The sequence below is a fragment of the Nocardioides taihuensis genome (assembly GCF_042657275.1).
GTDB lineage: Bacteria > Actinomycetota > Actinomycetes > Propionibacteriales > Nocardioidaceae > Nocardioides > Nocardioides taihuensis.
In genome coordinates this window covers 351,656-375,840 of sequence record NZ_JBHSKD010000027.1, presented here as the reverse complement: position 1 = coordinate 375,840, position 24,185 = coordinate 351,656, and the positions used below count along the sequence as shown (strand labels likewise).

21 protein-coding genes are annotated in these 24,185 nt (G+C 72.8%); all 21 read left to right on the top strand.

Annotation, left to right across the window (positions count from 1 at the left end; genetic code table 11):
- The first annotated feature begins 84 nt into the window (after positions 1 to 84).
- The 21 genes from ACFPGP_RS19775 to ACFPGP_RS19675 all read left to right on the top strand — a co-directional run bounded on the left by ACFPGP_RS19775 (position 85) and on the right by ACFPGP_RS19675 (position 24,063).
- A complete protein-coding gene (locus ACFPGP_RS19775) occupies positions 85 to 1,797 on the top strand; it encodes a peptidoglycan D,D-transpeptidase FtsI family protein (protein WP_378592712.1) in 1,713 nt (570 codons plus the stop codon).
- Between the two features lie 61 nt (positions 1,798 to 1,858).
- Positions 1,859 to 3,430, top strand: coding sequence for a UDP-N-acetylmuramoyl-L-alanyl-D-glutamate--2,6-diaminopimelate ligase (locus ACFPGP_RS19770; protein ID WP_465263273.1), 1,572 nt, complete (start codon positions 1,859 to 1,861; stop codon positions 3,428 to 3,430).
- A 5-nt stretch (positions 3,431 to 3,435) separates the two neighbouring features.
- Entirely contained in the window at positions 3,436 to 4,806 is a 1,371-nt protein-coding gene (locus ACFPGP_RS19765; protein WP_378593565.1) for a UDP-N-acetylmuramoyl-tripeptide--D-alanyl-D-alanine ligase, read from the top strand.
- Complete coding sequence (mraY, locus tag ACFPGP_RS19760) at positions 4,803 to 5,894, top strand: phospho-N-acetylmuramoyl-pentapeptide-transferase (protein ID WP_378592711.1); 1,092 nt, start codon at positions 4,803 to 4,805, stop codon at positions 5,892 to 5,894. The genes ACFPGP_RS19765 and mraY overlap by 4 nt, the downstream gene beginning before the upstream one ends.
- Entirely contained in the window at positions 5,876 to 7,363 is a 1,488-nt protein-coding gene (gene murD / locus ACFPGP_RS19755; protein ID WP_378592709.1) for a UDP-N-acetylmuramoyl-L-alanine--D-glutamate ligase, read from the top strand. The genes mraY and murD overlap by 19 nt, the downstream gene beginning before the upstream one ends.
- Before the next feature lie 30 nt (positions 7,364 to 7,393).
- Positions 7,394 to 8,665 (top strand): putative lipid II flippase FtsW, encoded by a 1,272-nt coding sequence (gene ftsW, locus ACFPGP_RS19750; RefSeq protein ID WP_378592708.1) that lies wholly within the window; start codon positions 7,394 to 7,396, stop codon positions 8,663 to 8,665.
- Between the two features lie 24 nt (positions 8,666 to 8,689).
- Positions 8,690 to 9,769 carry an undecaprenyldiphospho-muramoylpentapeptide beta-N-acetylglucosaminyltransferase gene (gene murG / locus ACFPGP_RS19745; RefSeq protein ID WP_378592706.1) on the top strand — a complete coding sequence of 360 codons (1,080 nt, stop codon included), beginning with the start codon at positions 8,690 to 8,692 and terminating at the stop codon, positions 9,767 to 9,769.
- A gap of 8 nt (positions 9,770 to 9,777) precedes the next feature.
- The gene (murC, locus tag ACFPGP_RS19740; protein WP_378592704.1) at positions 9,778 to 11,196 is read left to right on the top strand and encodes a UDP-N-acetylmuramate--L-alanine ligase; all 1,419 of its coding nucleotides are present in this window, start codon (positions 9,778 to 9,780) and stop codon (positions 11,194 to 11,196) included.
- Complete coding sequence (locus tag ACFPGP_RS19735; protein WP_378592702.1) at positions 11,189 to 11,983, top strand: cell division protein FtsQ/DivIB; 795 nt, start codon at positions 11,189 to 11,191, stop codon at positions 11,981 to 11,983. Before murC ends, ACFPGP_RS19735 begins: the two co-directional genes overlap by 8 nt.
- A 239-nt stretch (positions 11,984 to 12,222) precedes the next feature.
- Positions 12,223 to 13,449 (top strand): cell division protein FtsZ, encoded by a 1,227-nt coding sequence (gene ftsZ / locus ACFPGP_RS19730; RefSeq protein WP_378592700.1) that lies wholly within the window; start codon positions 12,223 to 12,225, stop codon positions 13,447 to 13,449.
- Positions 13,450 to 13,453: 4 nt separating this feature from the next.
- A complete protein-coding gene (gene pgeF / locus ACFPGP_RS19725; protein ID WP_378592698.1) occupies positions 13,454 to 14,188 on the top strand; it encodes a peptidoglycan editing factor PgeF in 735 nt (244 codons plus the stop codon).
- The gene (locus ACFPGP_RS19720) at positions 14,185 to 14,898 is read left to right on the top strand and encodes a YggS family pyridoxal phosphate-dependent enzyme (protein WP_378592696.1); all 714 of its coding nucleotides are present in this window, start codon (positions 14,185 to 14,187) and stop codon (positions 14,896 to 14,898) included. Before pgeF ends, ACFPGP_RS19720 begins: the two co-directional genes overlap by 4 nt.
- 58 nt (positions 14,899 to 14,956) lie before the next feature.
- Positions 14,957 to 15,460 (top strand): cell division protein SepF, encoded by a 504-nt coding sequence (locus tag ACFPGP_RS19715; protein ID WP_378592694.1) that lies wholly within the window; start codon positions 14,957 to 14,959, stop codon positions 15,458 to 15,460.
- 19 nt (positions 15,461 to 15,479) lie between these two features.
- Positions 15,480 to 15,764, top strand: coding sequence for a YggT family protein (locus tag ACFPGP_RS19710; protein ID WP_378593563.1), 285 nt, complete (start codon positions 15,480 to 15,482; stop codon positions 15,762 to 15,764).
- A gap of 82 nt (positions 15,765 to 15,846) precedes the next feature.
- Positions 15,847 to 16,581 (top strand): DivIVA domain-containing protein, encoded by a 735-nt coding sequence (locus tag ACFPGP_RS19705; RefSeq protein ID WP_378592692.1) that lies wholly within the window; start codon positions 15,847 to 15,849, stop codon positions 16,579 to 16,581.
- Positions 16,582 to 16,757: 176 nt separating this feature from the next.
- The gene (locus tag ACFPGP_RS19700; protein WP_378592690.1) at positions 16,758 to 17,684 is read left to right on the top strand and encodes a TraR/DksA family transcriptional regulator; all 927 of its coding nucleotides are present in this window, start codon (positions 16,758 to 16,760) and stop codon (positions 17,682 to 17,684) included.
- Positions 17,657 to 18,214, top strand: coding sequence for a signal peptidase II (lspA, locus tag ACFPGP_RS19695; RefSeq protein ID WP_378592688.1), 558 nt, complete (start codon positions 17,657 to 17,659; stop codon positions 18,212 to 18,214). The genes ACFPGP_RS19700 and lspA overlap by 28 nt, the downstream gene beginning before the upstream one ends.
- Entirely contained in the window at positions 18,211 to 19,149 is a 939-nt protein-coding gene (locus ACFPGP_RS19690) for an RluA family pseudouridine synthase (RefSeq protein WP_378592686.1), read from the top strand. The genes lspA and ACFPGP_RS19690 overlap by 4 nt, the downstream gene beginning before the upstream one ends.
- The gene (locus ACFPGP_RS19685; RefSeq protein ID WP_378592685.1) at positions 19,149 to 19,853 is read left to right on the top strand and encodes a GNAT family N-acetyltransferase; all 705 of its coding nucleotides are present in this window, start codon (positions 19,149 to 19,151) and stop codon (positions 19,851 to 19,853) included. The genes ACFPGP_RS19690 and ACFPGP_RS19685 overlap by 1 nt, the downstream gene beginning before the upstream one ends.
- A 173-nt stretch (positions 19,854 to 20,026) precedes the next feature.
- Entirely contained in the window at positions 20,027 to 23,581 is a 3,555-nt protein-coding gene (dnaE, locus tag ACFPGP_RS19680) for a DNA polymerase III subunit alpha (protein ID WP_378592684.1), read from the top strand.
- Positions 23,566 to 24,063 (top strand): hypothetical protein, encoded by a 498-nt coding sequence (locus tag ACFPGP_RS19675; protein ID WP_378592682.1) that lies wholly within the window; start codon positions 23,566 to 23,568, stop codon positions 24,061 to 24,063. Before dnaE ends, ACFPGP_RS19675 begins: the two co-directional genes overlap by 16 nt.
- The last annotated feature ends 122 nt before the right edge of the window (positions 24,064 to 24,185 follow it).

Here is a 24,185-nt window from a genome sequence, read left to right as displayed (position 1 = left end):
ACCGGCAGAGGACGCAGGAGGGGCAACCTCCGCACCACGCGCGCGCCGGGCCGCCGTCCGCGCGGCAGCCTGCGCGGAGCGCCGATGCTGCGGCTCAGGATCGGCTTCGTGCTGATCGCGATGGTGCTGTCGGTCTTCGGCGCAAGGCTGGTGCAGCTCCAGGGCGTCGACCCCGGTGCGTACGCCGAGATGGCGGCCGCCGAGGGCATGGTCGACGTGGTGCTGCCGGCCACCCGGGGCGACATCCTCGACCGCAACGGCGAGCCCCTCGCGACCTCGGTCGACGGGATGATGGTCATCGGTGACCCGGCACTGACCGCGCCGCAGGCACCGGAGATCGCCAAGTTCCTCGCCGAGCGGCTCGACGTCGACTACTTCACCATCCTGCCCCGGCTCCGCGAGGAGGGCAGCCGCTACGAGTACCTCGCCCGCAGGGTGCCGGCCACCCTCGCCAACGACGTGCTCGACGAGGCCGACCAGCGCGGCTTCGAGGGCCTGACCCTGCAGCGCGACCCCGTGCGTGAGTACCCCGCCGACGACGTGGCGGCCAACCTGGTCGGCTTCGTGGGCATCGACGAGGCGCTCGCCGGCTTCGAGCTCACCTTCGACCACATGCTCGCCGGCTCCGACGGCTCCGCTCGCTACGAGGCCGGCGGGGGTGCGCGGATCCCGCTCGGCGACAGCACGACCGTCGACCCGGTCGACGGCCAGGACCTCCACACGACCATCGACCTCGACCTGCAGTGGTACGTGCAGCGGGTGCTCCGCCAGACCGTCGAGGACGCCCGCGGCGACTCCGGCTTCGCGGTGGTGATGGACACCCACACGGGCGAGCTGCTCGCCGTCGCCGACGACCCGACGTTCGACGCCAACGACCCCGGTGAGTACCCCCGGGCCGACCGGGTCTCCCGCGCGCTCTCCGACGTCTACGAGCCCGGGTCGGTGGAGAAGGCGCTGACCCTCAGCGCGCTCATCGACGCCGGCAAGGTGACGCCCCACACCCGGCTCAAGGTGCCCGGCTCCCTGACGCGCGACACCCGCACGATCACCGACTGGTTCCCGCACGGGATGATCCACCTGACGCTGGCCGGCGTGATCGCGAAGTCGTCGAACATCGGCACCGTGCTCGCCGCGGACCGGTTCGCGCCGGGCCAGCTGCGCCACTACCTCACCGAGTTCGGGCTCGGGGCCGCCACCGGGGTGGGTGTCCGGGGCGAGAGCAGGGGCATCCTGCCCTCGGGCAGCGCCTGGACCAACCTGGTCGACGACCGGATCGCCTTCGGCCAGTCGCTCTCCGTCAACGCGGTGCAGATGGCGGCCGCGATCAACACCATCGCCAACGACGGCCTCCGCGTGGACCCCAGCCTGATCCAGGGCTCGGCCACCATGGACGACGGCACGGTGGTCGGCACCGACCGCACCACCGTGCGTCGGGTGATCAGCGCCCAGGCCGCGCACGAGACCGCGCACATGATGGAGCGGGTGCTCGACCCCGAGGACGGTGTCGCGCCCCTGGCGGCGGTGCCCGGCTACCGCGTCGCCGGCAAGACCGGTACCGCCGAGCGGGTCGACTCCGCGTGCGGCTGCTACCGCGGCACCACCGTGTCCTTCGCCGGGTTCGCACCCGCCGACGACCCCGCCTTCACCGTGTACGTCGTGGTGCACAACCCCCGCAACGGCGGCGGCGGTGGGTCCGTGGCCGGCCCGGCGTTCTCCCAGATCATGGGCTTCGCGCTGCGTCGCTACCAGGTCCCGCCCACCGGCACGCAGCCCTCCAGGCTCCCGGTCGAGTGGTGACCCGGACGACGCAGGGCAGGGGTGGTCGGCCGCTGCCGACCCCGGTCGGTAGCCTCGGCGGGTGACCAGCCCGGACCCCGCGGGCGCGGCGTCCCTGCTCGCCGCCACCCGGCCCCAGCACCCGCCCGCGCTCAACCTCGGTGAGCTCGTGGCGTGGCTCGCGGACGCGGTGCCGGACGTTCGCGCCGTCCGTCTCGACGGCGCCGGTCCGGCGGTGTCCGGGGTCTCGCTCAGCTCGCAGCGGATCGTCCCCGGCGACCTCTACGCCGGCCTCCCGGGCTCGCGCGCACACGGCATCACCTTCGCCGCGGACGCCGTGGCCGCCGGCGCGGTCGCGCTGCTGACCGACGACGCGGGACTCGACGCGGCCCCCGGCGACGTCCTCGACCGCGTCCCCGTGCTCGTCGTCCCGGAGCCGCGACGGGTGCTCGGACGCCTCGCCGCCCACGTGTACGGCGAGCCGGCTGCGGCGATGCGGATGATCGGCATCACGGGGACCCAGGGCAAGACCACGACCACCCGGCTCGCCGAGGGCGCGCTCGCCGCCGCCGGCACGGTGGCCGGCGTGGTCGGCACGCTCGGCACCCGGATCGCCGGGGTCGAGGTGAAGACCGCCCTGACCACCCCCGAGGCCCCCGACCTGCACGCGCTGTTCGCGGTGATGCGCGAGCGCGGCGTCGAGGCCTGCGCGATGGAGGTCTCGAGCCACGCCCTCGTCATGGGGCGCGTGGACGGCGTGGTCTTCGACGTCGCGGTGTTCACCAACCTCGGGCGTGACCACCTCGACTTCCACACCGACGTCGAGGACTACTTCCGGGCCAAGGCCTCGCTCTTCACCCCCGGACGCTCCCGGCTGGGGCTCGTCAACGTCGACGACGAGCACGGACGGCGGCTGGTGGAGCAGGCGACGGTGCCGGTGCGCACCTTCTCCGCGACGGGTCGCGCGGCCGACTGGCGGGCCGTCGAGGTCGACCTGGCGCCCGACGGCTCGACGTTCGTGGTGGTCGCCCCCGACGGCAGCCGCCACCCCGCCGGCGTACCGCTGCCCGGCGCCTTCAACGTCGCCAACGCCCTGGCGGCCGTGGCCGCGTGCGGCGAGGCCGGCCTCGACCCCGCACGCGTCGCCGCGGGCCTCGCCGGCGGTGCGGGCGTGCCCGGACGGTTCGAGAGGGTGGACGCGGGGCAGGAGTTCGCCGTCGTCGTCGACTACGCCCACAAGCCGGACGCCGTGGAGGCCGCCCTCCGCACGCTCCGCCCGCTCACCGACGGTCGCGTGATCGTGGTCATCGGCGCCGGCGGCGACCGTGACCCCGGCAAGCGCCCGATCATGGGGGAGATCGCGGCCCGGCTCGCCGACCTGGTCGTGGTCACCGACGACAACCCGCGCCGCGAGGACCCGGCCGCGATCCGGCAGGCGCTGCTCGCCGGCGCCGCCGCGGGCCCGGCCGAGGTGCGCGAGGTCGGGGACCGGCGGGTGGCCATCCGCACGGCGCTCGAGGCGGCGCGGCCCGGCGACATCGTGCTGGTGGCCGGCAAGGGGCACGAGGCGGGGCAGCAGGTCGGCGACGTCGTCCAGCCGTTCGACGACCGCGACGTGGTGCGTGAGGAGCTGGCAGGAGTGGTGGGTCGGTGATCCCGATGACCCTGGCCGAGGTGGCCGCCGTCGTGGGCGGCGAGGTCGACGGCGACCCGGCGACCACGGTGACCGGCGCCGCCTTCGTGGACAGCAGGGCGCCCGAGGCGGGCGGCCTCTTCGTCGCCGTGGCGGGGGAGCGGGTCGACGGGCACGAGTACGCCGCGGGCGCGGTGGCCGACGGCGCCGCCGCCGTGCTGGGCTCGCGGCCGACCGGCGTGCCGACGGTCGTCGTCGACGACCCCGTGGCCGCCCTGGGCCGGCTGGCGCGGCACGTCGTCGACACGCTGCGACCGACGGTCGTGGCGCTGACCGGCTCGCAGGGCAAGACCGGCACCAAGGACTACCTCGCCCACGTGCTCGCGGTCGCGGGCGCGACCGTGGCGACCCGCGGGAACTTCAACAACGAGCTCGGCGTGCCCCTCACCGTGCTGCGCGCGACGGAGGAGACCCGCTTCCTCGTCGTCGAGATGGGGGCCCGCAACCTCGGCAACATCGCCTACCTGTGCGAGGTGGCCCCGCCGTCGGTCGCGGCCGTGCTCAACGTCGGCACCGCGCACGTCGGCGAGTTCGGCTCGCGCGAGGTGATCGCGCAGACCAAGGGAGAGATCGTCGAGGCGCTGCGGCCCGACGGCGTCGCCGTCCTCAACGCCGACGACGAGCTCGTGTCCGCCATGCGGCCCCGGACCCTCGCCCGGGTGCTCACCTTCGGCAGCGCGGGTGACGTCGCCTGGCGCGCCGTCGAGGCCGACGACCTCGGCCGCCCGTCGTTCGAGATGGGGTACGGCGGCGCGTGGCGTCGGGTGACGCTGACGCAGTCGGGCGCCCACCAGGTCGCCAACGCCTGCGCGGCCGCCGCCCTCGCCCTCGGCGCCGGGCGACCCTTCGACGAGGTCGCGGACGCCCTCACCACCGCGCAGGCCACCTCGCCGTGGCGGATGCAGCTGCACGAGCGCGCCGACGGCGTGGTCGTGGTCAACGACGCCTACAACGCCAACCCCGACTCGATGGAGGCCGCCCTCCACACCCTGGCGGTGATGGGCCGTCGGCGGGGCGCCCGCACCGTCGCCGTGCTCGGGGAGATGCGGGAGCTGGGGGACGAGACCCGGTCCGGCCACCGGCGTGTGGGCCGCTTCGCGGCGGAGTCCGGCACCGACGTGGTTCTCACCGTGGGCGAGGTCGCCGCGGACATCGCGGACGCCGCCGCCGCGCACGACGGCTGGACCGGCGTGGCGGTGCGTACGGCGGGCCGCGACGAGGCGCTGACCTGGTTGCGACAGAATGTCGCGGCCGGGGACGTCGTGCTGGTCAAGGCCTCCCGTGGCGCCGCACTCGAACTCGTCGCCGACGGACTGCTGGAGGAGACCCTGCCGTGAAAGCCATCCTGTTCGGTGGCGGGCTCGCGCTGATCGTGTCCCTGCTCGGGACCCGGCTCGCGATCACCTGGCTGACCCAGCGGGGCTACGGGCAGGAGATCCGCGACGACGGCCCCACCAGCCACCACACCAAGCGCGGCACGCCCACCATGGGCGGCATCGTGATCATCCTGGCCACGCTCATCGGCTACTTCGGCGCCAAGCTGCTCAGCGGCGACCTGCCCACCGCCTCGGCCATCCTGCTGCTGTTCCTCTTCGTGGGTACCGGGCTGGTCGGCTTCGTCGACGACTACATCAAGATCGCCAAGCAGCGCAGCCTCGGCCTGCGCAGCAAGGCCAAGATGATCGGTCTGTCCGTCGTCGCTCTCACGTTCGGCGTGCTGGCGCTGTGGCCGGGGCTCGAGGACAGCCGCGGCCAGACCCCGGCCTCGCTGCACCTCTCCTTCATCCGCGACATCGAGACGTTCGTCCTGCCGGCGGCGGTCGTGGTGCTGCTCTTCTGGTTCATCATCGCCGGCACCACGAACGGCGTGAACCTCACCGACGGCCTCGACGGGCTGGCCACCGGCGCGAGCGTGATGGTCTTCGGGGCCTACACGCTGGTCAACATCTGGCAGAACAACCAGTGGTGCGGCCAGCCCGACATCACCTACGGCAAGTGCTACGAGGTGCGCGACCCGCTCGACCTCGCGATCATCGCGGCCGCGATCACCGGGGCGTGCTTCGGCTTCCTGTGGTGGAACGCCTCGCCCGCCTCGATCTTCATGGGTGACACCGGGTCGCTGGCGCTGGGCGGCGCGCTGGCCGGGTTCGCCATCCTGACCCGCACCGAGCTGCTGCTGATGGTGATCGGTGGGATCTTCCTGCTCGAGACCCTGTCGGTGATGCTGCAGGTGACGTGGTTCAAGACCACCAAGCGCTTCACCGGGACCGGCCGGCGGATCTTCCGCATCGCGCCGATCCACCACCACTTCGAGATGCTCGGGTGGGAGCAGGTCAACGTCGTGATCCGCTTCTGGATCATCACCGGGCTCACCGTGGCCGCCGGCCTCGGCATCTTCTACGCCGAGTGGGTCGCCGGAGCATGAGCGACCCCTCCCTCCTCGGTCGCACCGACCCCTGGGACGGCGTCCGGGCGGTGGTCGCCGGGTTCGGCGTCTCGGGCTTCGCCGCGGCCGACAACCTCGCCTTCCTCGGTGCCTCGGTGACCGCCCTCGACGAGTCGCCCGGCGACGACGACCGGCAGGAGCGTGCCCAGCTCCTCGAGGCCCTCGGCGCCACCATCCGGCTCGGCCCCGGCGCGACCGCCACCCTGCCCGACGACGTCGACGTGGTCGTCACCTCGCCCGGCTGGCACCCGTCGTCGCCGCTGCTCGCCCAGGCCGCCGCACGCGGCGTACCCGTGTGGGGCGAGGTCGAGCTGGCCTGGCGCCTGCGCGACCCCGACAACCCCGTGCCGTGGCTGGCGGTCACCGGCACCAACGGCAAGACCACGACCGTGCAGATGCTCGACGCGATCCTGCGGGCCGCCGGGCTCCGTTCGGCCGCGGTGGGCAACGTCGGCCGTCCGGTGGTGGAGGCGGTGATGGACCCCGCGCCGCTCGACGTGATGGCGGTGGAGCTGTCGAGCTTCCAGCTGCACTACGTGCACTCGATGGCCGCGGAGTCGGCTGCGGTGCTCAACCTCGCCGAGGACCACCTCGACTGGTACCCCGGCCCGACCGGCATGGCCGACTACGCCGCCGACAAGGGCCGGATCTACGAGGGCGTGCAGCAGGCGTGCGTCTACAACGTCGCCGACCCGCTCACCGAGCAGCTCGTGCGCGACGCCGACGTCGAGGAGGGGGCGCGGGCGATCGGCTTCACGCTCGGCACGCCCGCGCCGGGGATGCTCGGCCTGGTCGAGAACATCCTCGCCGACCGCGCCTTCGTCGAGACCCGCGCGACCAGCGCCGCCGAGCTGTGCACCCTCGACGACCTCGGCTCGTCGGCGCCGCACATGGTCGAGAACGCGCTGGCTGCCGCGGCGCTGGCCCGGGCGCACGGCGTCCCGGCGTCGGCCGTGCGCGACGGGCTGCGGGGGTTCCGCCCCGACGGCCACCGGATCGCCGTGGTCGCCGAGCGCGACGGCATCGCGTGGGTCGACGACTCCAAGGCGACCAACCCGCACGCCGCGCGCTCCTCGCTGCGCGGCTACGACCCCGTCGTCTGGGTGGCCGGGGGCCTGGCCAAGGGCGCGTCCTTCGACGACCTCGTCACCGACGTGGCCGGCCGCCTGCGGGGCGTCGTGCTGCTCGGTCGCGATCGCGACGTCATCGCCGCGGCACTTGCGCGACACGCCCCCGATGTGCCGGTCATCGTCGTGGACGACGGCGAGACTGGTCGCGGACACGGTTCCATGGACCGCGTGGTCCGGGCGGCGGCCGACCTGGCTCGTCCCGGCGACACGGTGCTGCTGGCCCCGGGCTGCGCGTCGATGGACATGTTCACCAACTACGCCGCACGCGGCGACGCCTTCGCGGCGGCGGTGCGGCGGCACCTCGAGGGAGCAGGCTGAGACGGGCCGCACGGCCGGGAAGGGGCAGGAGTGACCACGACCCCGGTCAGGCGCTCGGACCTACCCGCCGCCACTGCCGCCCGCCGTACCGGACCGGTGAGCTGGTACGCCGCCGCCCGGCATGCGCTCGACCGCCCGCTCACGTCCTACTACCTGCTGCTCGGGGCCTCGGCCCTGCTGCTGGTGATCGGGCTGATCATGGTGCTGAGCGCCTCGAGCGTCTACTCCTTCCAGGAGCACGACGGCGACTCCTACGCGATCGTCAAGCGCCAGCTGCTGTGGGTCGCGATCGGCGTGCCGTGCGCCTGGGTGGCCTCGCGGCTCCCGCACGGCGTGATCCGGCAGGTCTCGTGGCTCGGCATCGGTGTCGCGGTGGTGCTGCTCGCGCTCACCCAGACCCCGCTCGGCACGACCGTCAACGGCAACACCAACTGGCTCGCGCTGGGTCCCGTGCAGATCCAGCCCTCGGAGATCGCCAAGCTCGCGATCGTGCTCTGGGCGGCGCACGTCTACGCGCAGAAGGACCGACGGCTCGGCAGCCTGCACCACGTGCTGGTCCCGGTGGTGCCGGTGATCCTGGGGATGGCCGGGCTGGTGATCATCGGCCGCGACCTCGGGACCGCGCTGGTGCTGTTCGCGATCATGCTCGCGCTGCTGTGGGTGGTCGGCGCACCCGCCCGGCTGTTCACGATCGCGATCAGCGTGGTCGGCGTGGTGGCGATCTGGCTGGCCTCCACCGACCCCGAGCGCCGCGACCGGCTCACCAACTTCGTCGACCCCTTCAAGGACTACCACGACGCGGGCTGGCAGCCGGCCCACGGCCTCTACGCCCTCTCCTCCGGCGGGTGGTTCGGGCAGGGCATCGGCGCCAGCCAGCAGAAGTGGGGTGACCTGCCCGAGGCCCACACGGACTTCATCTTCGCCGTGCTCGGCGAGGAGCTCGGCCTGGTCGGCACGCTGCTGGTGATCGCGCTGTTCCTGACCATCGCCTACGCCGCGATCCGGGTCGCGCGCGAGACCCGCGACCCCTTCGTGCGCTACCTGACCTTCGGCATCGTGGTCTGGCTGATCGGCCAGATGATCATCAACGTCGGCATGGTGCTCGCGCTGCTCCCGGTCATCGGCATCCCGCTGCCGCTGGTCTCCTACGGCGGCTCGGCGCTGGTGCCGTCGCTGGTCGCGCTCGGCCTCCTCATCGGCTTCGCCCGGCGCGAGCCCGAGGCGGCGCGGGCCCTCGCGCAGCGCCGCCGCGCGCGCTCCTCCGGGCTCTCGGCCGGCCGCGTCCCCGGCGTGGGCGACTGATCGCCCGTCCCTAGACTCGACCCGATGCGCATCCTCCTCGCCGGCGGTGGCACTGCCGGCCACACCTCGCCCCTCATCGCCACCGCCGACGCGTTGCGCCGGCTCGACCCCGACGTCGAGGTGACCTGCCTGGGCACGTCCCGCGGGCTCGAGACGCGCGTGGTCCCCGAGGCCGGCTACCCGCTCGAGCTCGTGCCGCCCGTGCCGCTCCCGCGCCGCCCCGGCGCGGACCTGCTCAAGGTGCCGACGCGGCTGCGCGGCGCGGTGCGCGCGACCTCGGCCGTGCTCGACCGGGTGCGGCCCGACGTCGTGGTCGGCTACGGCGGGTACGTCTCGGTCCCGGCCTACCTCGCCGCCCGGCGACAGAAGCTGCCGGTGGTGGTGCACGAGGGCAACTCGCTGCCCGGCCTGGCCAACCGGCTGGGCGCCCGCTTCGCCGCTCGGGTCGCGGTCAGCTTCCCCGGCACGCCGCTGCGGCACGCGGAGTACGTCGGGCTGCCGGTGCGACGGATGATCTCGACCCTCGACCGGGCCGCCTCGCGTGCCGAGGCGCGCGCCTTCTTCGGCCTCGACCCCGACCGGCCCACGCTGCTCGTGACCGGGGGCTCGCAGGGCGCCCAGTCGCTGAACCGGGCGGTGTCGGCGGCTGCGGCCGAGCTCTCCGCAGCCGGCATCCAGGTGCTGCACGTGCAGGGCAAGCACGGCGGGGCCGCGCCGGCCGCGACCGGCACGCCGTACGTCGTGCTCGACTACGTCGACCGCATGGACCTCGCCTACGCCGCCGCCGACCTCGTGGTCTGCCGCGCGGGCGCCAACAGCGTCACCGAGGCCGCCGCCACCGGCCTGCCCGCCGTCTTCGTGCCGCTGCCCGTCGGCAACGGGGAGCAGGAGCACAACGCGCGGCCCGTCGTCGACGCCGGCGGCGGTCTGCTGGTCGCCGACTCGGCGCTGACGCCCCAGTGGGTGGCCGCGACCGTCCCCGGGCTGCTGACCGACCCCGACCGGCTCGCCGCCATGGGCGCGGCGGCGTCGGGGCTGATCCCGCGCGACGCCGACGAGAAGCTCGCCCGGATCGTGCTCGAGGCCGGGGGAGTGCGCCGGTGAGGATCCCCGTGCCCGACGTCGTCCTGCCGGCCGACGAGCTCGGGCGGGTCCACTTCGTCGGCATCGGCGGCGCCGGGCTCTCCGCGATCGCCCGGATCATGGCGGGCCGCGGACTGTCGGTCACCGGCAGTGACGACCAGGACACTCCTTTCCTCCCGTCCCTGCGCGAGCTCGGTGTGCCGGTGCACCTCGGCTACGCCGCGGAGCACCTCGGTGACCTCGGTCCGGACGACACCGTGGTGGTGACCACGGCCGCCCGCGAGGACAACCCGGAGGTGGTGGAGGCCCGCCGTCGCGGCGTCCGCGTGCTGCCCCGCTCCGCCGGGCTGCAGTCGGTGATGCTCGGACGCCGCGTGCTCGCGGTCGCCGGCACCCACGGGAAGACCACGACGACCTCGCTGCTCACCTCGGCGCTGCTCGCCTGCGACGTGGACCCGACGTACGCCGTCGGGGGCGTCCTGACCGCGACCGGCCGCAACGCGGACGCCGGGAGCGGCGAGCTGTTCGTCGCCGAGGCCGACGAGAGCGACGGGGCGTTCCTCGTCTACACGCCGTGGGCCGCGATCGTGACCAGCGTCGAGGCCGACCACCTCGACGTGTGGGGCACCGAGGAGGCCTACCGCGCGGGCTTCGTGCAGTTCCTCGACCGCATCGACCCCGCCGGCCTCCTCGTCTGCTGCACCGCGGACGCCGGGGCCGCCGAGCTCGCGGCCGTGGCGGAGGCCCGCGGGCTCCGGGTCGTCCGGGTGGGCGAGGCAGACGGCGACGACGTCCGGGCGAGCGACCTCGCCTTCGAGGGCAGCACGTCGTCGTTCACCGTCCACGACGGCGAGACCGGTCTGGGGCGCGTGCGGCTGCAGATCCCCGGCCGCCACTACGTGCACGACGCGCTCGCCGCGCTGGCGCTCGGTCTGCGGCTCGGGCTGCCGTTCGACCGGTTGCGCGCCGGTCTCGAGGCCTTCACCGGGTCGGGGCGCCGGATGGAGCCCAAGGGCGAGGCCGCCGACATCCGTGTCGTGGACAGCTACGCCCACCACCCGGTCGAGATCGCCGGCGACCTGGCGGCGGCCCGGTCGGTGGCCGGCGACGGCCGGCTCGTGGTCGCCTTCCAGCCCCACCTGGTCTCGCGCACCCGCGTCTTCGGCGCGGCGATGGGAGAGGCGCTCGGCGCCGCCGACGAGGTCGTCGTGCTCGACGTCTACCTCGCGCGCGAGGACGCCGACCCCGAGGTCACCGGACGCCTGGTCGCCGACGCCGTGCCGCTGCCGGCCGACCGGGTCGTCTTCGTGCCCGACGTGGCTGCCGCGGTCGAGGCCCTCGCCGCGCGGGCCCGGCCCGGCGACCTGGTACTCACGCTGGGCGCCGGCAACGTCACCGAGGTCGGGCCCCGGCTGCTGGCCAGGCTCGAGGAGCGCTCGGATGCGTGACACCCGGCCGCGCGGCTCCGCCGTCGACGACACGACCTCGACCGGCACCACCCCGCCCCTCGACCCGGCCGCCGAGCGCAGCCGCAAGCGGTTCGCGCGCCGGCAGTGGGCGCGGCGCTGGCTCGCCTGGCGCTACGTCGTCGCGGTCGCACTGGTGCTGGTGCTCGTCGTCGGTGGGCTGTGGCTCGTCCTCTTCTCCTCGGCGCTGGCCGTCGAGCAGGTGCAGGTGCAGGGGGAGCAGACGCTCACGGAGGACGAGGTGCGCGCGGCGGCCGCCGTACCCCTGGGGGAGCCGCTGGCGCGGGTCGACCTGACCGCGATCCGGGCCCGGGTGCAGGCGCTGGCGGTCGTGCGCTCCGCCACCGTGACGCGACACTGGCCCGACGGCGTGACCGTCGCGGTCGTGGAGCGGACGCCCGTCGCGGTGGTCGACGTGAGCGGGCAGGTCCGGGGGATGGACGCCGACGGTGTGCTCTTCCGCGACTACCAGCAGCCCCCCGCCGACCTGCCGCTCGTCGAGACCTCGAGCGACACCCGCGCCGACGCGTTGCGCGAGGCCGCCGAGGTGGTCACCGCGCTGCCCGACGACCTCGCGGCGCGTGTCGACCACGTCGACGTGGTGACGGTCGACCAGATCACGCTGGTGCTGCGCGACGGCCGGACCGTCGAGTGGGGGAGCGCGGAGCAGTCCGACCTCAAGGCCGAGGTGCTGGTGCCGCTGCTGGAACGCGAACGCCGCGCCGAGCGCTACGACGTCAGCGTCCCCGGGCTGCCCACCTTCGAGTGAGTCCGGCGGGTCCCGTCGACCCGGGCCGGAAGAAAATCCCGGAATCTGCGCCGCGCCGGGCGTGTCGGCACGGTTCGCCCTCCCGGTCTCCCTACTGTTCTGGACAACGCGAGGTTGACATAACTATAACCCTCAGGTTCAGGGTTACAGTTTCGGCCCCGCGGCTTGCTTCCCCACCGACTTGACCGACCACCGGCCCGGCGCACCCGCCGGTCCAGATCACGAGAGGCGCACCTGCCGTGGCAGCAGCTCAGAACTACCTGGCCATCATCAAGGTCGTGGGCATCGGTGGTGGTGGTGTCAACGCCGTCAACCGGATGATCGAGGTCGGCCTCAAGGGGGTCGAGTTCATCGCGATCAACACCGACGCCCAGGCGCTCCTGATGAGCGACGCCGACGTCAAGCTCGACATCGGCCGCGAGCTCACCCGCGGGCTCGGCGCCGGCGCCAACCCCGAGGTGGGTGGCCGTGCCGCCGAGGACCACGCCGACGAGATCGAGGAGGTCCTCAAGGGCGCCGACATGGTCTTCGTCACCGCCGGCGAGGGCGGCGGCACCGGCACCGGCGGCGCGCCCGTGGTGGCCCGGATCGCCCGGTCGCTCGGCGCGCTCACCATCGGCGTGGTCACGCGGCCGTTCGCCTTCGAGGGTCGCCGTCGCGCCAACTCCGCCGAGGAGGGCATCGCCCGGCTCCGCGAGGAGGTCGACACCCTCATCGTGATCCCCAACGACCGGCTGCTCTCGATCAGCGACCGCAGTGTGTCGGTGCTCGACGCGTTCCGCCAGGCCGACCAGGTGCTGTGGCAGGGCGTGTCCGGCATCACCGACCTGATCACCACGCCCGGCCTGATCAACCTCGACTTCGCGGACGTGAAGTCGGTGATGTCCAACGCCGGGTCCGCCCTGATGGGCATCGGCTCGGCCCGCGGCGAGGACCGCTCGGTCGCGGCCGCGGAGATGGCGGTCTCGAGCCCGCTGCTCGAGGCCAGCATCGACGGGGCGCACGGCGTGCTGCTCTCGATCGCGGGCGGGTCGGACCTCGGCCTCTTCGAGATCAACGAGGCGGCGGCCCTGGTGGCGGCGGCAGCCCACGAGGAGGCCAACATCATCTTCGGCGCCACGATCGACGACGCCCTCGGCGACGAGGTCCGGGTGACCGTGATCGCCGCGGGCTTCGACGGCGGGATGCCCAAGCGTCGCAACGAGGGCACGGTGCTGCGCCGCGAGCCCCAGCCCCAGCAGTCCCAGGCCGAGACGCGGGCTGCCGCGCAGCAGCTGGCGAGCCAGGTGGCGAGCCGCCCCGCCGGCGAGCGGCCGGCCCAGGCCGCGGAGGCTCCTGCCCCGGTGGGCCGATCCGGTGCCACGTCGTCCCCCGCGGCCGACCCCGCCCCGGCGGCGCCGGCGCGGGCGCCGCGCCCGGTGCAGTTCGACGACGACGACCTCGACGTCCCGGACTTCCTGAAGTAACCGCTTGTACGCCTACCGCTCCACCCACGGCCCCGTCGACCGCCCGGTGCACCTCGCGTTCACCGACCGGCTCGGCGGGGTCAGCGGCGCTCCCTTCGACTCGCTCGACCTCGCGATCGAGGGGGACGCCGCGGCCCACCGCGCCGAGAACCTGCGTCGCCTGCTGGACGACTTCGCCCCGGGGGCCGCGCTGCGCGACCTGCACCAGGTGCACGGGGCCGACGTCGTCGAGGCCGCGGCGGACCCACCGCGGGAGCGGCCGCGGGCCGACGCCATCGTCACCGACCGCGCCGGCGTGGTCCTGATGGTGCGAGCCGCCGACTGCGTGCCGGTGCTGCTGGCCGACGACGACGGCCGGGCGGTGGGTGCGGTGCACTGCGGACGGCCGGGCCTGGCGGCCGGTGTGGTGCCCGCTGCCGTCGCGCGCCTGCGCGAGCTCGGGGCGGAGCACCTCACCGCGTGGATCGGCCCGCACGTGTGCGGCGCCTGCTACGAGGTGCCGGCCGACCTCCAGGGCGAGGTCGCCTCGGTGGTGCCCGAGAGCCGGGCGACCACGTCGTGGGGCACCCCGTCGCTCGACCTCGGCGCGGGCGTGCGCGCCCAGCTCGCCGACCGCGGCGTGCGGGTGGTCGACGCCAGCAGGTGCACGCGTGAGTCGTCCGACCTCTTCTCCTACCGTCGTGACGGCGCCTCGGCCGGCCGGCTCGCCGGCCTGGTGCGGATCGGGGTGGCGGCGTGAACGCGTCGGCAGCCGAGCGCCGCCAGCAGGTCGCGGCCGGGCTGGCGGAGGTGCAGCAGCGGATCGCCGGCGCCTGCCGCGACGTCGGCCGGGATCCCGGCGAGGTCACCCTCGTGGTGGTCACCAAGTTCTTCCCCGCCTCCGACGTGCGCCTGCTGGCCGACCTCGGGGTCACCGACGTGGGGGAGAACCGGCACCAGGAGGCGGAGGCCAAGGCGGCCGACTGTGCCGACCTCGGCCTGCGCTGGCACTACATCGGTGGACTGCAGAGCAACAAGGCGGCGGCCGTCGCCCGCTACGCCGACGTCGTCGAGTCGGTCGACCGGGCCAAGCTCGTCGGCCGGCTCGACCAGGGCGCCCACGACCGCGGGCGCCCTGTCGACTGCCTGGTCCAGGTCAGCCTCGACCCCCCGGACACCGAGGGGCGGGCGGGCGCCGACCCGGCCGACGTCCCCGCCCTGGCAGCCGCCGTCGAGGCCGCCGGGATGCTCACCCTCCGGGGTGTCATGGCCGTCGCGCCCCTGGGCGCCGACCCGGCCGACGCCTTCTCCCGACTGGCCGCGGTGCACCGCGACCTGATGGCCGACCACCCCTCCGCGACCTGGGTCTCGGCAGGCATGAGCGGCGACCTCGAGCACGGCATCCGGGCGGGCGCGACACACGTGCGCGTCGGCTCCGCGATCCTCGGACCGCGGCCACGGATCAAGTAGTGTCACGACCACAGCGAGTGCCCCGGCGCGGGGTGCAGAAGTTCCGGAGGACGAAGTCATGAGCGGCGCGATGCGCAAGATCGGTGAGTACCTCGGACTCCTCGAGGACACCCGCTACGACGACTACGACGACGCCTACGACGGCCCCGACGGCTTCGCCGCCGAGGAGCCCGCTCCGGTGCGCGCACCGCGCGTGCGTGAGCAGCAGCGACCCGCCCCCGTGGCCGACCTCGCCGAGCGTCGCCGCCCGGTCGTGGCTGCCCCCGTCGGCACGGTCGCCGAGCTGTCGCGGATCACCACGATGCACCCACGGACCTACAACGAGGCCCGCACCGTCGGCGAGAATTTCCGCGACGGCACGCCGGTGATCATGAACCTGTCCGAGATGGACGACAACGACGCCAAGCGCCTGGTGGACTTCGCCGCGGGGCTCGTCTTTGCCACGCGTGGCACCATCGAGCGCGTCACCAACAAGGTGTTCCTGCTCTCGCCGCCCAACGTCTCGGTCGCCGCCGAGGACAAGCAGCGCATCGCCGAGGGCGGGTTCTTCAACCAGAGCTGAGGTCTCGTCGTTGTACATCGTGGGTCAGGTCATCCATGGCCTGCTCTGGTTCTTCATCGCGCTCCTGTGGGTGCGCTTCATCGTGGACTGGGTGCAGGTGTTCGCCCGGTCGTGGACGCCGCACGGCGTGATCCTGGTGCTGCTGGAGGTCGTCTACTCGATCACCGACCCGCCGATCAAGGCGCTGCGGCGAGTGATCCCGCCGCTGCGGCTCGGCAACTTCGCACTGGACCTCAGCTTCCTGATCGTCCTGCTCCTGGCCTACGTGCTGCTCAGTGTGACGGGGGCGGTCTTCAACCTGTGATCCCTGACCTGACTGCCTGCCTGAGCAGGCGCTATTGTTCGACCGACAGACAAGTGACGCCGAGAAACGAATGGGTGAGGTCATGCCGCTGACGCCTGAGGACGTGAGCAACAAGCGCTTTACTCCCGTGCGGCTCCGGGAGGGCTACGACATGGGGGAGGTCGACCAGTTCCTCGACGAGGTGGAGGCCGAGCTCGCGCGTCTCACCCAGGAGAACGACGACCTGCGCTCCAAGCTGCAGGCCGCACAGTCGGGTGGGGGCGCCGCCGTCGCGACGCCGGCGCCGACGCCCGAGCCGAAGCCCGAGGTCAAGGCTCCCGAGCCGCCGAAGCCGGAGGCCCCGGCCCAGCCGGCCCCGGTCGAGACCATCCGCGTGGAGACCGTCCCGGACGCCTCCAACGCCGCGGCTCGCCTCCTGGAGATCGCGACCCGCAACGCGGACGAGCTCGTGGAGGACGCGAAGAACGAGGCCGACCGGATCGTCGGCGAAGCCCGCACCAAGGCCGAGCGGCTCGACGCCGAGTCCAAGGGCAAGGCCGACCGGCTCGAGGCCGAGGCTCGCGCCCGTGCGCAGATGCTCGACTCCGAGACCGCCGAGCGTCGCCAGCAGATGTTCGGTGACCTCGAGAAGGAGCGCGACAAGCTCAACTCCGAGGTCGAGAACCTGCGCTCGTTCGAGCGCGAGTACCGCTCGCGCCTGAAGAGCTACTTCAGCCAGCAGCTGCAGCTGCTGGAGACGGGTGTCGAGACCAGCCCGCCGAGCACCCAGAGTGCGCCGAAGCGGCTGCGCTCGATCCTCGGCGACGACGAGAGCTGAGACCGCTTCAGCTCCCCGCGTCACCTCGCTGTCACCGGCGCGGCCGACCCTCGGGTCGGCCGCGCCGGCGTTTGCGGGGTGTTGCGCTTTGAGACGCAGGCGGGCCCGGGTACCCTCCCTGCCACGCTCTGCGGCTCCCGCCGGAGAGCGCCAGGCCCGAGGGAGGCCCCAGGATCATGGCACGCTCCACGAGGAAGTCGCTGGCCAGCTCGGCTGCGTCGGCGGCTCGCAAGGTGATTCCGCGGCGCGGGTCCACGGCCACCGGGTCGGCGACGAAGGCGACGACGACCGCCAAGACGTCTGCACCAGCACGAAAGTCGGCCCCGGCGAAGAAGGCGGCTCCGGCGAAGAAGGCGGCTCCGGCGAAGAAGACCGCGCCGGCGAAGAAGACCGCGCCGGCGAAGAAGACCGCGCCGGCGAAGAAGACCGCGCCGGCGAAGAAGACCGCGCCGGCCAAGAAGACCGCGCCGGCCAAGAAGACCGCGCCGGCCAAGAAGACCGCGCCGGCCAAGAAGACCGCGCCGGCGAAGAAGACCGCGCCGGCCAAGAAGACCGCGCCGGCCAAGAAGACCGCGCCGGCCAAGAAGACCGCGCCGGCGAAGAAGACCGCCCCACCAGCAACGAAGACCACCACACCGACGAAGAAGGCTCTCTCTGTGACGAAGTCGGCTCCGGCAAAGAAGACCGCCGCCGCCACCGCTGCCAAGGCCAGCGGACTCCAGGTCAAGGCCGGCGAAGGCGCCTGGACGAAGGCCGAGCTCAAGGAGGTCCTCGACGAGCTCCACGAGGCTCGCGAACGCGTGCACCGCAACCTCCACGAGCAGGAGGAGGAGCTCGCCGGGCTGATGCGCGACGCCGGTGACGGCGCGGGGCACGACCAGGCCGACATGGGCGCCACCAGCTTCGAGCGCGACCACGAGCTCACCGTGCTGAACAACGAGCGCGAGAAGCTGGCCCAGATCGACCGCGCCCTGGCACGCATCGAGGACGGCACGTACGGCATCTGCGAGTCGTGCGGCAACCCCATCGGCAAGATGCGGGTGATGGCTTTCCCCCGTGCCACACTGTGCATGACATGCAAGCAGCGCGAGGAGCGTCGCTGACCGACGCCGAGACCGAGTCCGACGACGCGGGTTCCCGTACCCGGATCCGGGCGACCTTCGTGGTCGTGGCCCTCGCGGCCTACCTCCTCGACGTGGCGACCAAGATCCTTGCCGTCGAGCACCTGAGGGAGCGCGACGTCGAGCTCGTCGGCTCCTGGTTCGTCCTGCACCTCACGCGCAACGCGGGCGCCGCCTTCTCCACGGGGACCGAGCTCACGCTGGTGATCAGCCTCGTCGCGGTGGCGGCCGTGGTCGCGGTGCTCTGGTTCGCGCGACGTCTGGGCAGCACGACCTGGGCCTGGGCGCTGGGCCTCCTCCTGGCCGGCGTGGCGGGCAACCTGACCGACCGCCTGTTCCGGTCCCCGGCGCCGCTGCGCGGGCACGTCATCGACTTCCTCATGGTCCCGAACTGGCCGGTGTTCAACATCGCGGACATCTGCATCAACGTCGCCGCGGGCCTGATCGTCCTGCAGGCGTTCCGCGGCATCGGCATCGACGGTCGCCGGCACGGCCGGGAGCAGGCGGCGTGAGCCCTGCCGCAGACCACCGGGTGCTCCCGGTGCCCGACGGCCTCGCCGGGGAACGGGTCGACGCCGCGATGGCGAAGATGTTCGGCCTCTCGCGGACCCGGGCCGCCGAGCTGATCGGCCAGGGCCACGTGCGCGTGGACGGGGGGAGCGTCGGGAAGAGCGACCGGGTCCTGCCCGGGACGCTCATCGACGTCGACATCCCGGTCGAGCCCGATCCGCTGACCGTCGTGCCCGAGGTGGTCGAGGGCATCCGGATCATCCACGACGACGACTCGATCGTGGTCATCGACAAGCCGGTCGGCGTCGCGGTCCACCCGTCACCCGGCTGGTCGGGACCGACCGTCGTCGGCCACCTCGCGGGGGCGGGCTTCAAGATCGCCACCAGTGGCGCCTCGGAGCGCCAGGGGATCGTGCAGAGGCTCGACGTCGGGACCTCCGGTGTGATGGTGATCTGCAAGTCGGAGCGCGCCTACTCGCTGCTGAAGAACGCCTTCCGGCAACGCGACGTCGACAAGACCTACCACGCGCTCGTCCAGGGGCACCCCGACCCGCTCGAAGGGACGATCGACGCCCCCATCGGCCGGCACCCCCGGGCCGACTACAAGTTCGCGGTGATGGCGGACGGGCGGCACAGCGTCACGCACTACACCACGCTCGAGGCGCACCGGTTCGCGAGCCTGCTGGAGATCTCGCTGGAGACCGGGAGGACGCACCAGATCCGCGTCCACATGGCGGCGCTGAAGCACCCGTGCGTCGGTGACCTGACCTACGGCGGTGACCCGAGCCTGGCCCGCCGCGTCGGTCTCGAGCGGCAGTGGCTGCACGCGGTCCGGCTCGGGTTCGAGCACCCCGACTCGGCCGAGTACGTCGAGTACGTGTCGGACTACCCCGAGGACCTCGCCCACGCGCTCGAGGTCATCCGCGAGGCTCACTGATGGCGGAGCTCACGCTGCGCCGCGGTGGCGTCGAGGACAGCGAGGCGGTGGCCGACGTCCACCTGGCGGCCCGCCGGGAGGCCGCGATGCCGACGGGGGTGCACCCCGACGACGACGTCCGGCAGTGGCTCCGCGGTCGGATCGAGGGCGGCGACGAGGTCTGGGTGGCGGAGACCGGCGACGGTGTGGTCGGGTACGCCCGCCTCACCCCCGGCTGGCTCGACGACCTGTACGTCGTGCCGGGCCACGCCCGCAGCGGCGTCGGCAGCGCGCTCCTCGACCTGGTCAAGCACCGCCATGCCGACGGCTTCTGCCTGTGGGTCTTCGAGATGAACGCGCCGGCGCGCGCCTTCTACCGCAGGCACGGCCTGGTCGAGCTCGAGCACACCGACGGCGCGGCGAACGAGGAGCGCAGCCCGGACCTGCGCATGGCCTGGCCGGGCGCGGACCCGCTGGCCTTCTTCCGCACCCTGGTCGACGACGTCGACGCCCAGCTCGCCGACCTGCTGGCGCGCCGCGCGGCGCTGACGCGCGCGATCCAGCCGTACAAGGCGTCGCCGGGGCGCGACCCCGAGCGTGAGCAGGAGATCGCCGCGGCGATGGCGGCCCGGGCTCCCGCGCTGGGCCGCCAGCGGCTCGCGCGGATCCTCCACACGATCATCTCCGAGAGCCTCGACGCGGCCGGTGACGGGCCCGGCGGCTGACCCCCGCCACTGTCGGTGCGTCCTGCCACCATCGTCCCGACGGCTCGCGTAGGCTGGCGTCCTTCCCCCAGCAAGGTCGCCCGGCACCCCGCGCCAGGCTTGCTGAGCCGTGCCCGCACGACATCGCAGCGCGCTGCTGCCAGAACGACCCGCGAGGAGCCCGACCACCTGCCATGACGAGCCCGGCCGACGACTTCGTCCACCTCCACGTGCACACCGAGTACTCGATGCTCGACGGGGCCTCGCTGCTGGACGGGCTCTTCACCCGGGTGACCGAGCTCGGGATGCCGGCGATCGCGATGACCGACCACGGCAACCTGCACGGGGCCTTCGACTTCTACTCCAAGGCCCGCAAGCACGGGGTGAAGCCGATCATCGGCATCGAGGCCTACATCACCCCCGACACCCCGCGAGGCGAGCGCAAGCGGGTCCGGTGGGGCAAGGGCGACATCGCCGAGGAGGGCGGCAACGACGTCGCGGGCGGCGGCGCCTACACCCACATGACGATGTGGGCCGAGACCACCGAGGGCATGCACAACCTGTTCAAGCTCTCGTCCCGCTCCAGCCTGGAGGGCTACTTCTACAAGCCCCGGATGGACAAGGAGATCCTCCAGGAGCACTGCAGGGGCATCATCGTCAGCACCGGCTGCCCCAGCGGCGCCATCCAGACCCGGCTGCGCCTCGGGCAGTGGGACGAGGCGATCCGGGAGGCCGGCGAGCTGCAGGACATGTTCGGCCGCGACAACGTCTTCCTCGAGCTGATGGACCACGGCATCGCGATCGAGAAGCGGGTGCGCGACGACCTGCTCCGCCTGGGTCGCGAGCTCGGCATCCCGCCCCTGGCGACCAACGACTCCCACTACAACAACCCCGAGGACGCCGACGCCCACGACGCGCTGATCTGCGTCGCCTCGGGCAAGCGGCTCTCCGACACCAACCGGCTCAAGTTCGACGGTGGCGGCTACTACATCAAGTCCGCCGCCGAGATGCGCGACCTCTGGTCCCGCCACGACCTCGGCGCGGCCTGCGACAACACCCTGGCGATCGCCGAGCGCTGCGAGGTCGAGTTCGTCGAGTCGACGGGCGGCTACATGGCCCGCGCCGACATCCCCGCCGGCGAGACCGAGGAGAGCTGGTTCCGCACGGAGGTGTGGCGGGGCATCGAGGCCCGCTACCCCGGTGAGCGGCTGACCCAGCAGGTCAAGGACCGCGTCGAGATGGAGCTCGCGGTCATCTCCCAGAAGGGCTACTGCGGCTACTACCTCGTGGTCGCCGACTTCATCCAGTGGTCCAAGCGCAACGGCATCCGGGTCGGCCCCGGCCGCGGCTCCGGTGCCGGCTCGATCGCGGCGTACGCGCTGAGCATCACCGACCTGTGCCCGCTCGAGCACGGGCTCTTCTTCGAGCGGTTCCTCAACCCCGAGCGCCCCTCGATGCCCGACTTCGACATCGACTTCGACGACCACCGCCGCGGCGAGGTCATCAAGTACGTCACCGAGAAGTACGGCGCCGACCGGGTCGCCCAGATCGCCACCTTCGGGCGCCTCAAGTCCAAGGCCGCGATCAAGGACGCCGCGCGGGTGCTCGACCACGGCTTCGCGATCTCCGACCGCATCACCAAGGCGCTGCCGCCCGACGTCATGGGCAAGGGCGTGCCGCTCAAGGACATCTTCGACCCCGCCCACAAGCGCTACGGCGAGGGCGGCGAGTTCCGCGCGCTCCACGACTCCGACCCCGACGTCCGCACGATCTACCAGACGGCCGTCGGCCTCGAGGGCCAGATCCGCAACTGGGGCGTGCACGCGGCCGGCGTGATCATGTCGAGCGAGCCGCTGATCGACATCGTGCCGATCATGGCGCGCCCGCAGGACGGCGCGATCATCACGCAGTTCGACTACCCGATGTGCGAGTCGCTCGGGTTGGTCAAGATGGACTTCCTCGGCCTGAGCAACCTCCACACCCTCGAGGACGCGCTGGTCAACATCGAGGCCAACCGCGGTGAGCGGGTGGTGCTGGAGGAGCTGCCGTTCGACGACCGGGCGACCTACGAGCTGATGGGCCGCGGCGACACGCTGGGGGTGTTCCAGCTCGACGGCAGCGGCATGCGCGCGCTCCTCCGCTCGCTGCAGCCCGACCAGTTCGCCGACATCACCGCGGTCAGCGCGCTCTACCGCCCGGGCCCGATGGGCGCGGACTCCCACAACAAGTACGCCCGCCGCAAGAACGGCCGCGAGCCGATCGAGCCGATCCACCCGGCGCTGGCCGATGCGCTCGAGCCGGTGCTGGGGGAGACCTACGGCCTGATCGTCTACCAGGAGCAGGTGATGGCGATCGCCCAGGCGCTCGCGGGCTTCACGCTCGGCGCGGCGGACAACCTGCGGCGCGCCATGGGGAAGAAGAAGAAGGAGGAGCTCGACAAGCAGTACGCCGGGTTCCAGGCCGGCATGCTCGAGCGGGGCTTCCCGCAGGTCGCGATCGACAAGCTCTGGGAGATCCTGCTCCCGTTCTCCGACTACGCCTTCAACAAGTCCCACTCCGCGGCGTACGGCGTGATCACATACTGGACCGCCTACCTCAAGGCCAACTACCCCGCCGAGTACATGGCCGCCCTCCTGACGTCCGTCAAGGACGACAAGGACAAGATGGCGATCTACCTCAACGAGTGCCGCCGGATGAAGATCCAGGTGCTGCCGCCGGACGTCAACGAGTCCCAGGCGACCTTCACGCCGGTCGGCAACGACATCCGGTTCGGCCTCACCGCGATCCGCAACGTCGGCCACAACGTCGTCTCCGCGATCGTCGCCGCCCGGGAGGAGAAGGGGCGGTTCGCCGACTTCAACGACTTCATGGAGAAGGTCCCGGCGCTCGTGTGCAACAAGCGCATGATCGAGTCGCTGATCAAGGCCGGGGCCTTCGACGAGATGAAGCACCACCGCCGGGCGCTGGTCGCGATCCACGAGACCGCGGTCGACCAGTACGTCGACATCAAGCGCAACGAGGCCATCGGCCAGGACTCCCTCTTCGGCGGGCTCGACGACGCCGGCGGCTCGGGCTTCGGGATCGCCGTCACCGTCCCCGACATCGACGAGTGGGACAAGATGACGCTCCTGGGCCACGAGCGCGACATGCTCGGCCTCTACGTCTCCGACCACCCGCTGCTCGGCCTCGAGCACGTGCTCTCCAACGGCACGGACTGCTCGATCGGCCAGCTCGTCCTCGACGAGGACCGGGCGGACGGCACGGTGCTGACCGTGAGCGGTCTGGTCACCTCCGTGCAGCGCAAGATCACCAAGCGCGGCGACGCCTGGGCGATCGTGACGCTGGAGGACCTCGACGGCGCGATCGACGTGCTGCTCTTCCCGAGCACCTACCAGCTGGCGAGCACCTACCTCACCGAGGACGCCATCATCACGGTCAAGGGCCGGCTGTCGCGCAGCAAGGACCAGCCCGAGCTGCACGGGCAGGAGGTGACCGTCCCCGACCTGTCCGACGGTCCCTCCGGGCCGGTCGTGATCAGCCTGCCGTCGACCCGCTGCACCGGACCCGTGGTCTCGCAGCTGCGCGACGTGCTCGGCACCCACCCGGGCCTGACCGAGGTCCAGCTCCGGTTGCTCACCCGCAACGCGACGACCCTGATGCGGCTCGACGACCGGCTGCGGGTGACCCCGAGCCCGGCGCTCTTCGCCGACCTCAAGGCGCTCCTGGGGCCTGGATGCCTCAGCGGGTGACCTCGGTCCTGCGCCAGGTCGTGGTCGTCCTGCTCCTCTGCGCCGTGGTGGGGGCCCTGGCCGGCGTGGTGTGGCAGTGGGTCTGGACCCCGCCGGTGGGCGTGTCCTACCAGGGTGACTGGACCCTCGACACGGCCGCCCTGACCGACGACTTCTCCGGCACCGGCTGGTACGTCGTGATCGGGTCGGCGGCCGGCCTGCTCGTGGGGGTGGCCGCCGGGCTGCTCTTCGACCACGACGAGCTCTTCACGCTCGGGGCGGTCGTGGTCGGATCCGTCCTCGGCGCCTGGGTAATGAAGGAGGTCGGGGTCGCGCTCGGCCCCTCCGACCCGCTGGCGGTGGCCAGGGCGGCCGAGGACTTCACCCGGATCCCGGGCAGGCTCGAGGTCGTGGGGCGCAGCCCGTGGGTCGCGTTCCCGGCCGGTGCCCTGGCCGGCCTCGCGGTGACCCTGCTCGGCGTCGGCCACCGCCGTCCCGGCTGACCGCAACGGTTCTCCACCAACCCCGTCAACCCGCGCCCGGACGGGCGTCCGCGCCGGTATCCTTCCCGAGCCGTCGCGACCCGCGACGCTCCCGCACCGACACGCATTCCTGGGGGGTTCCA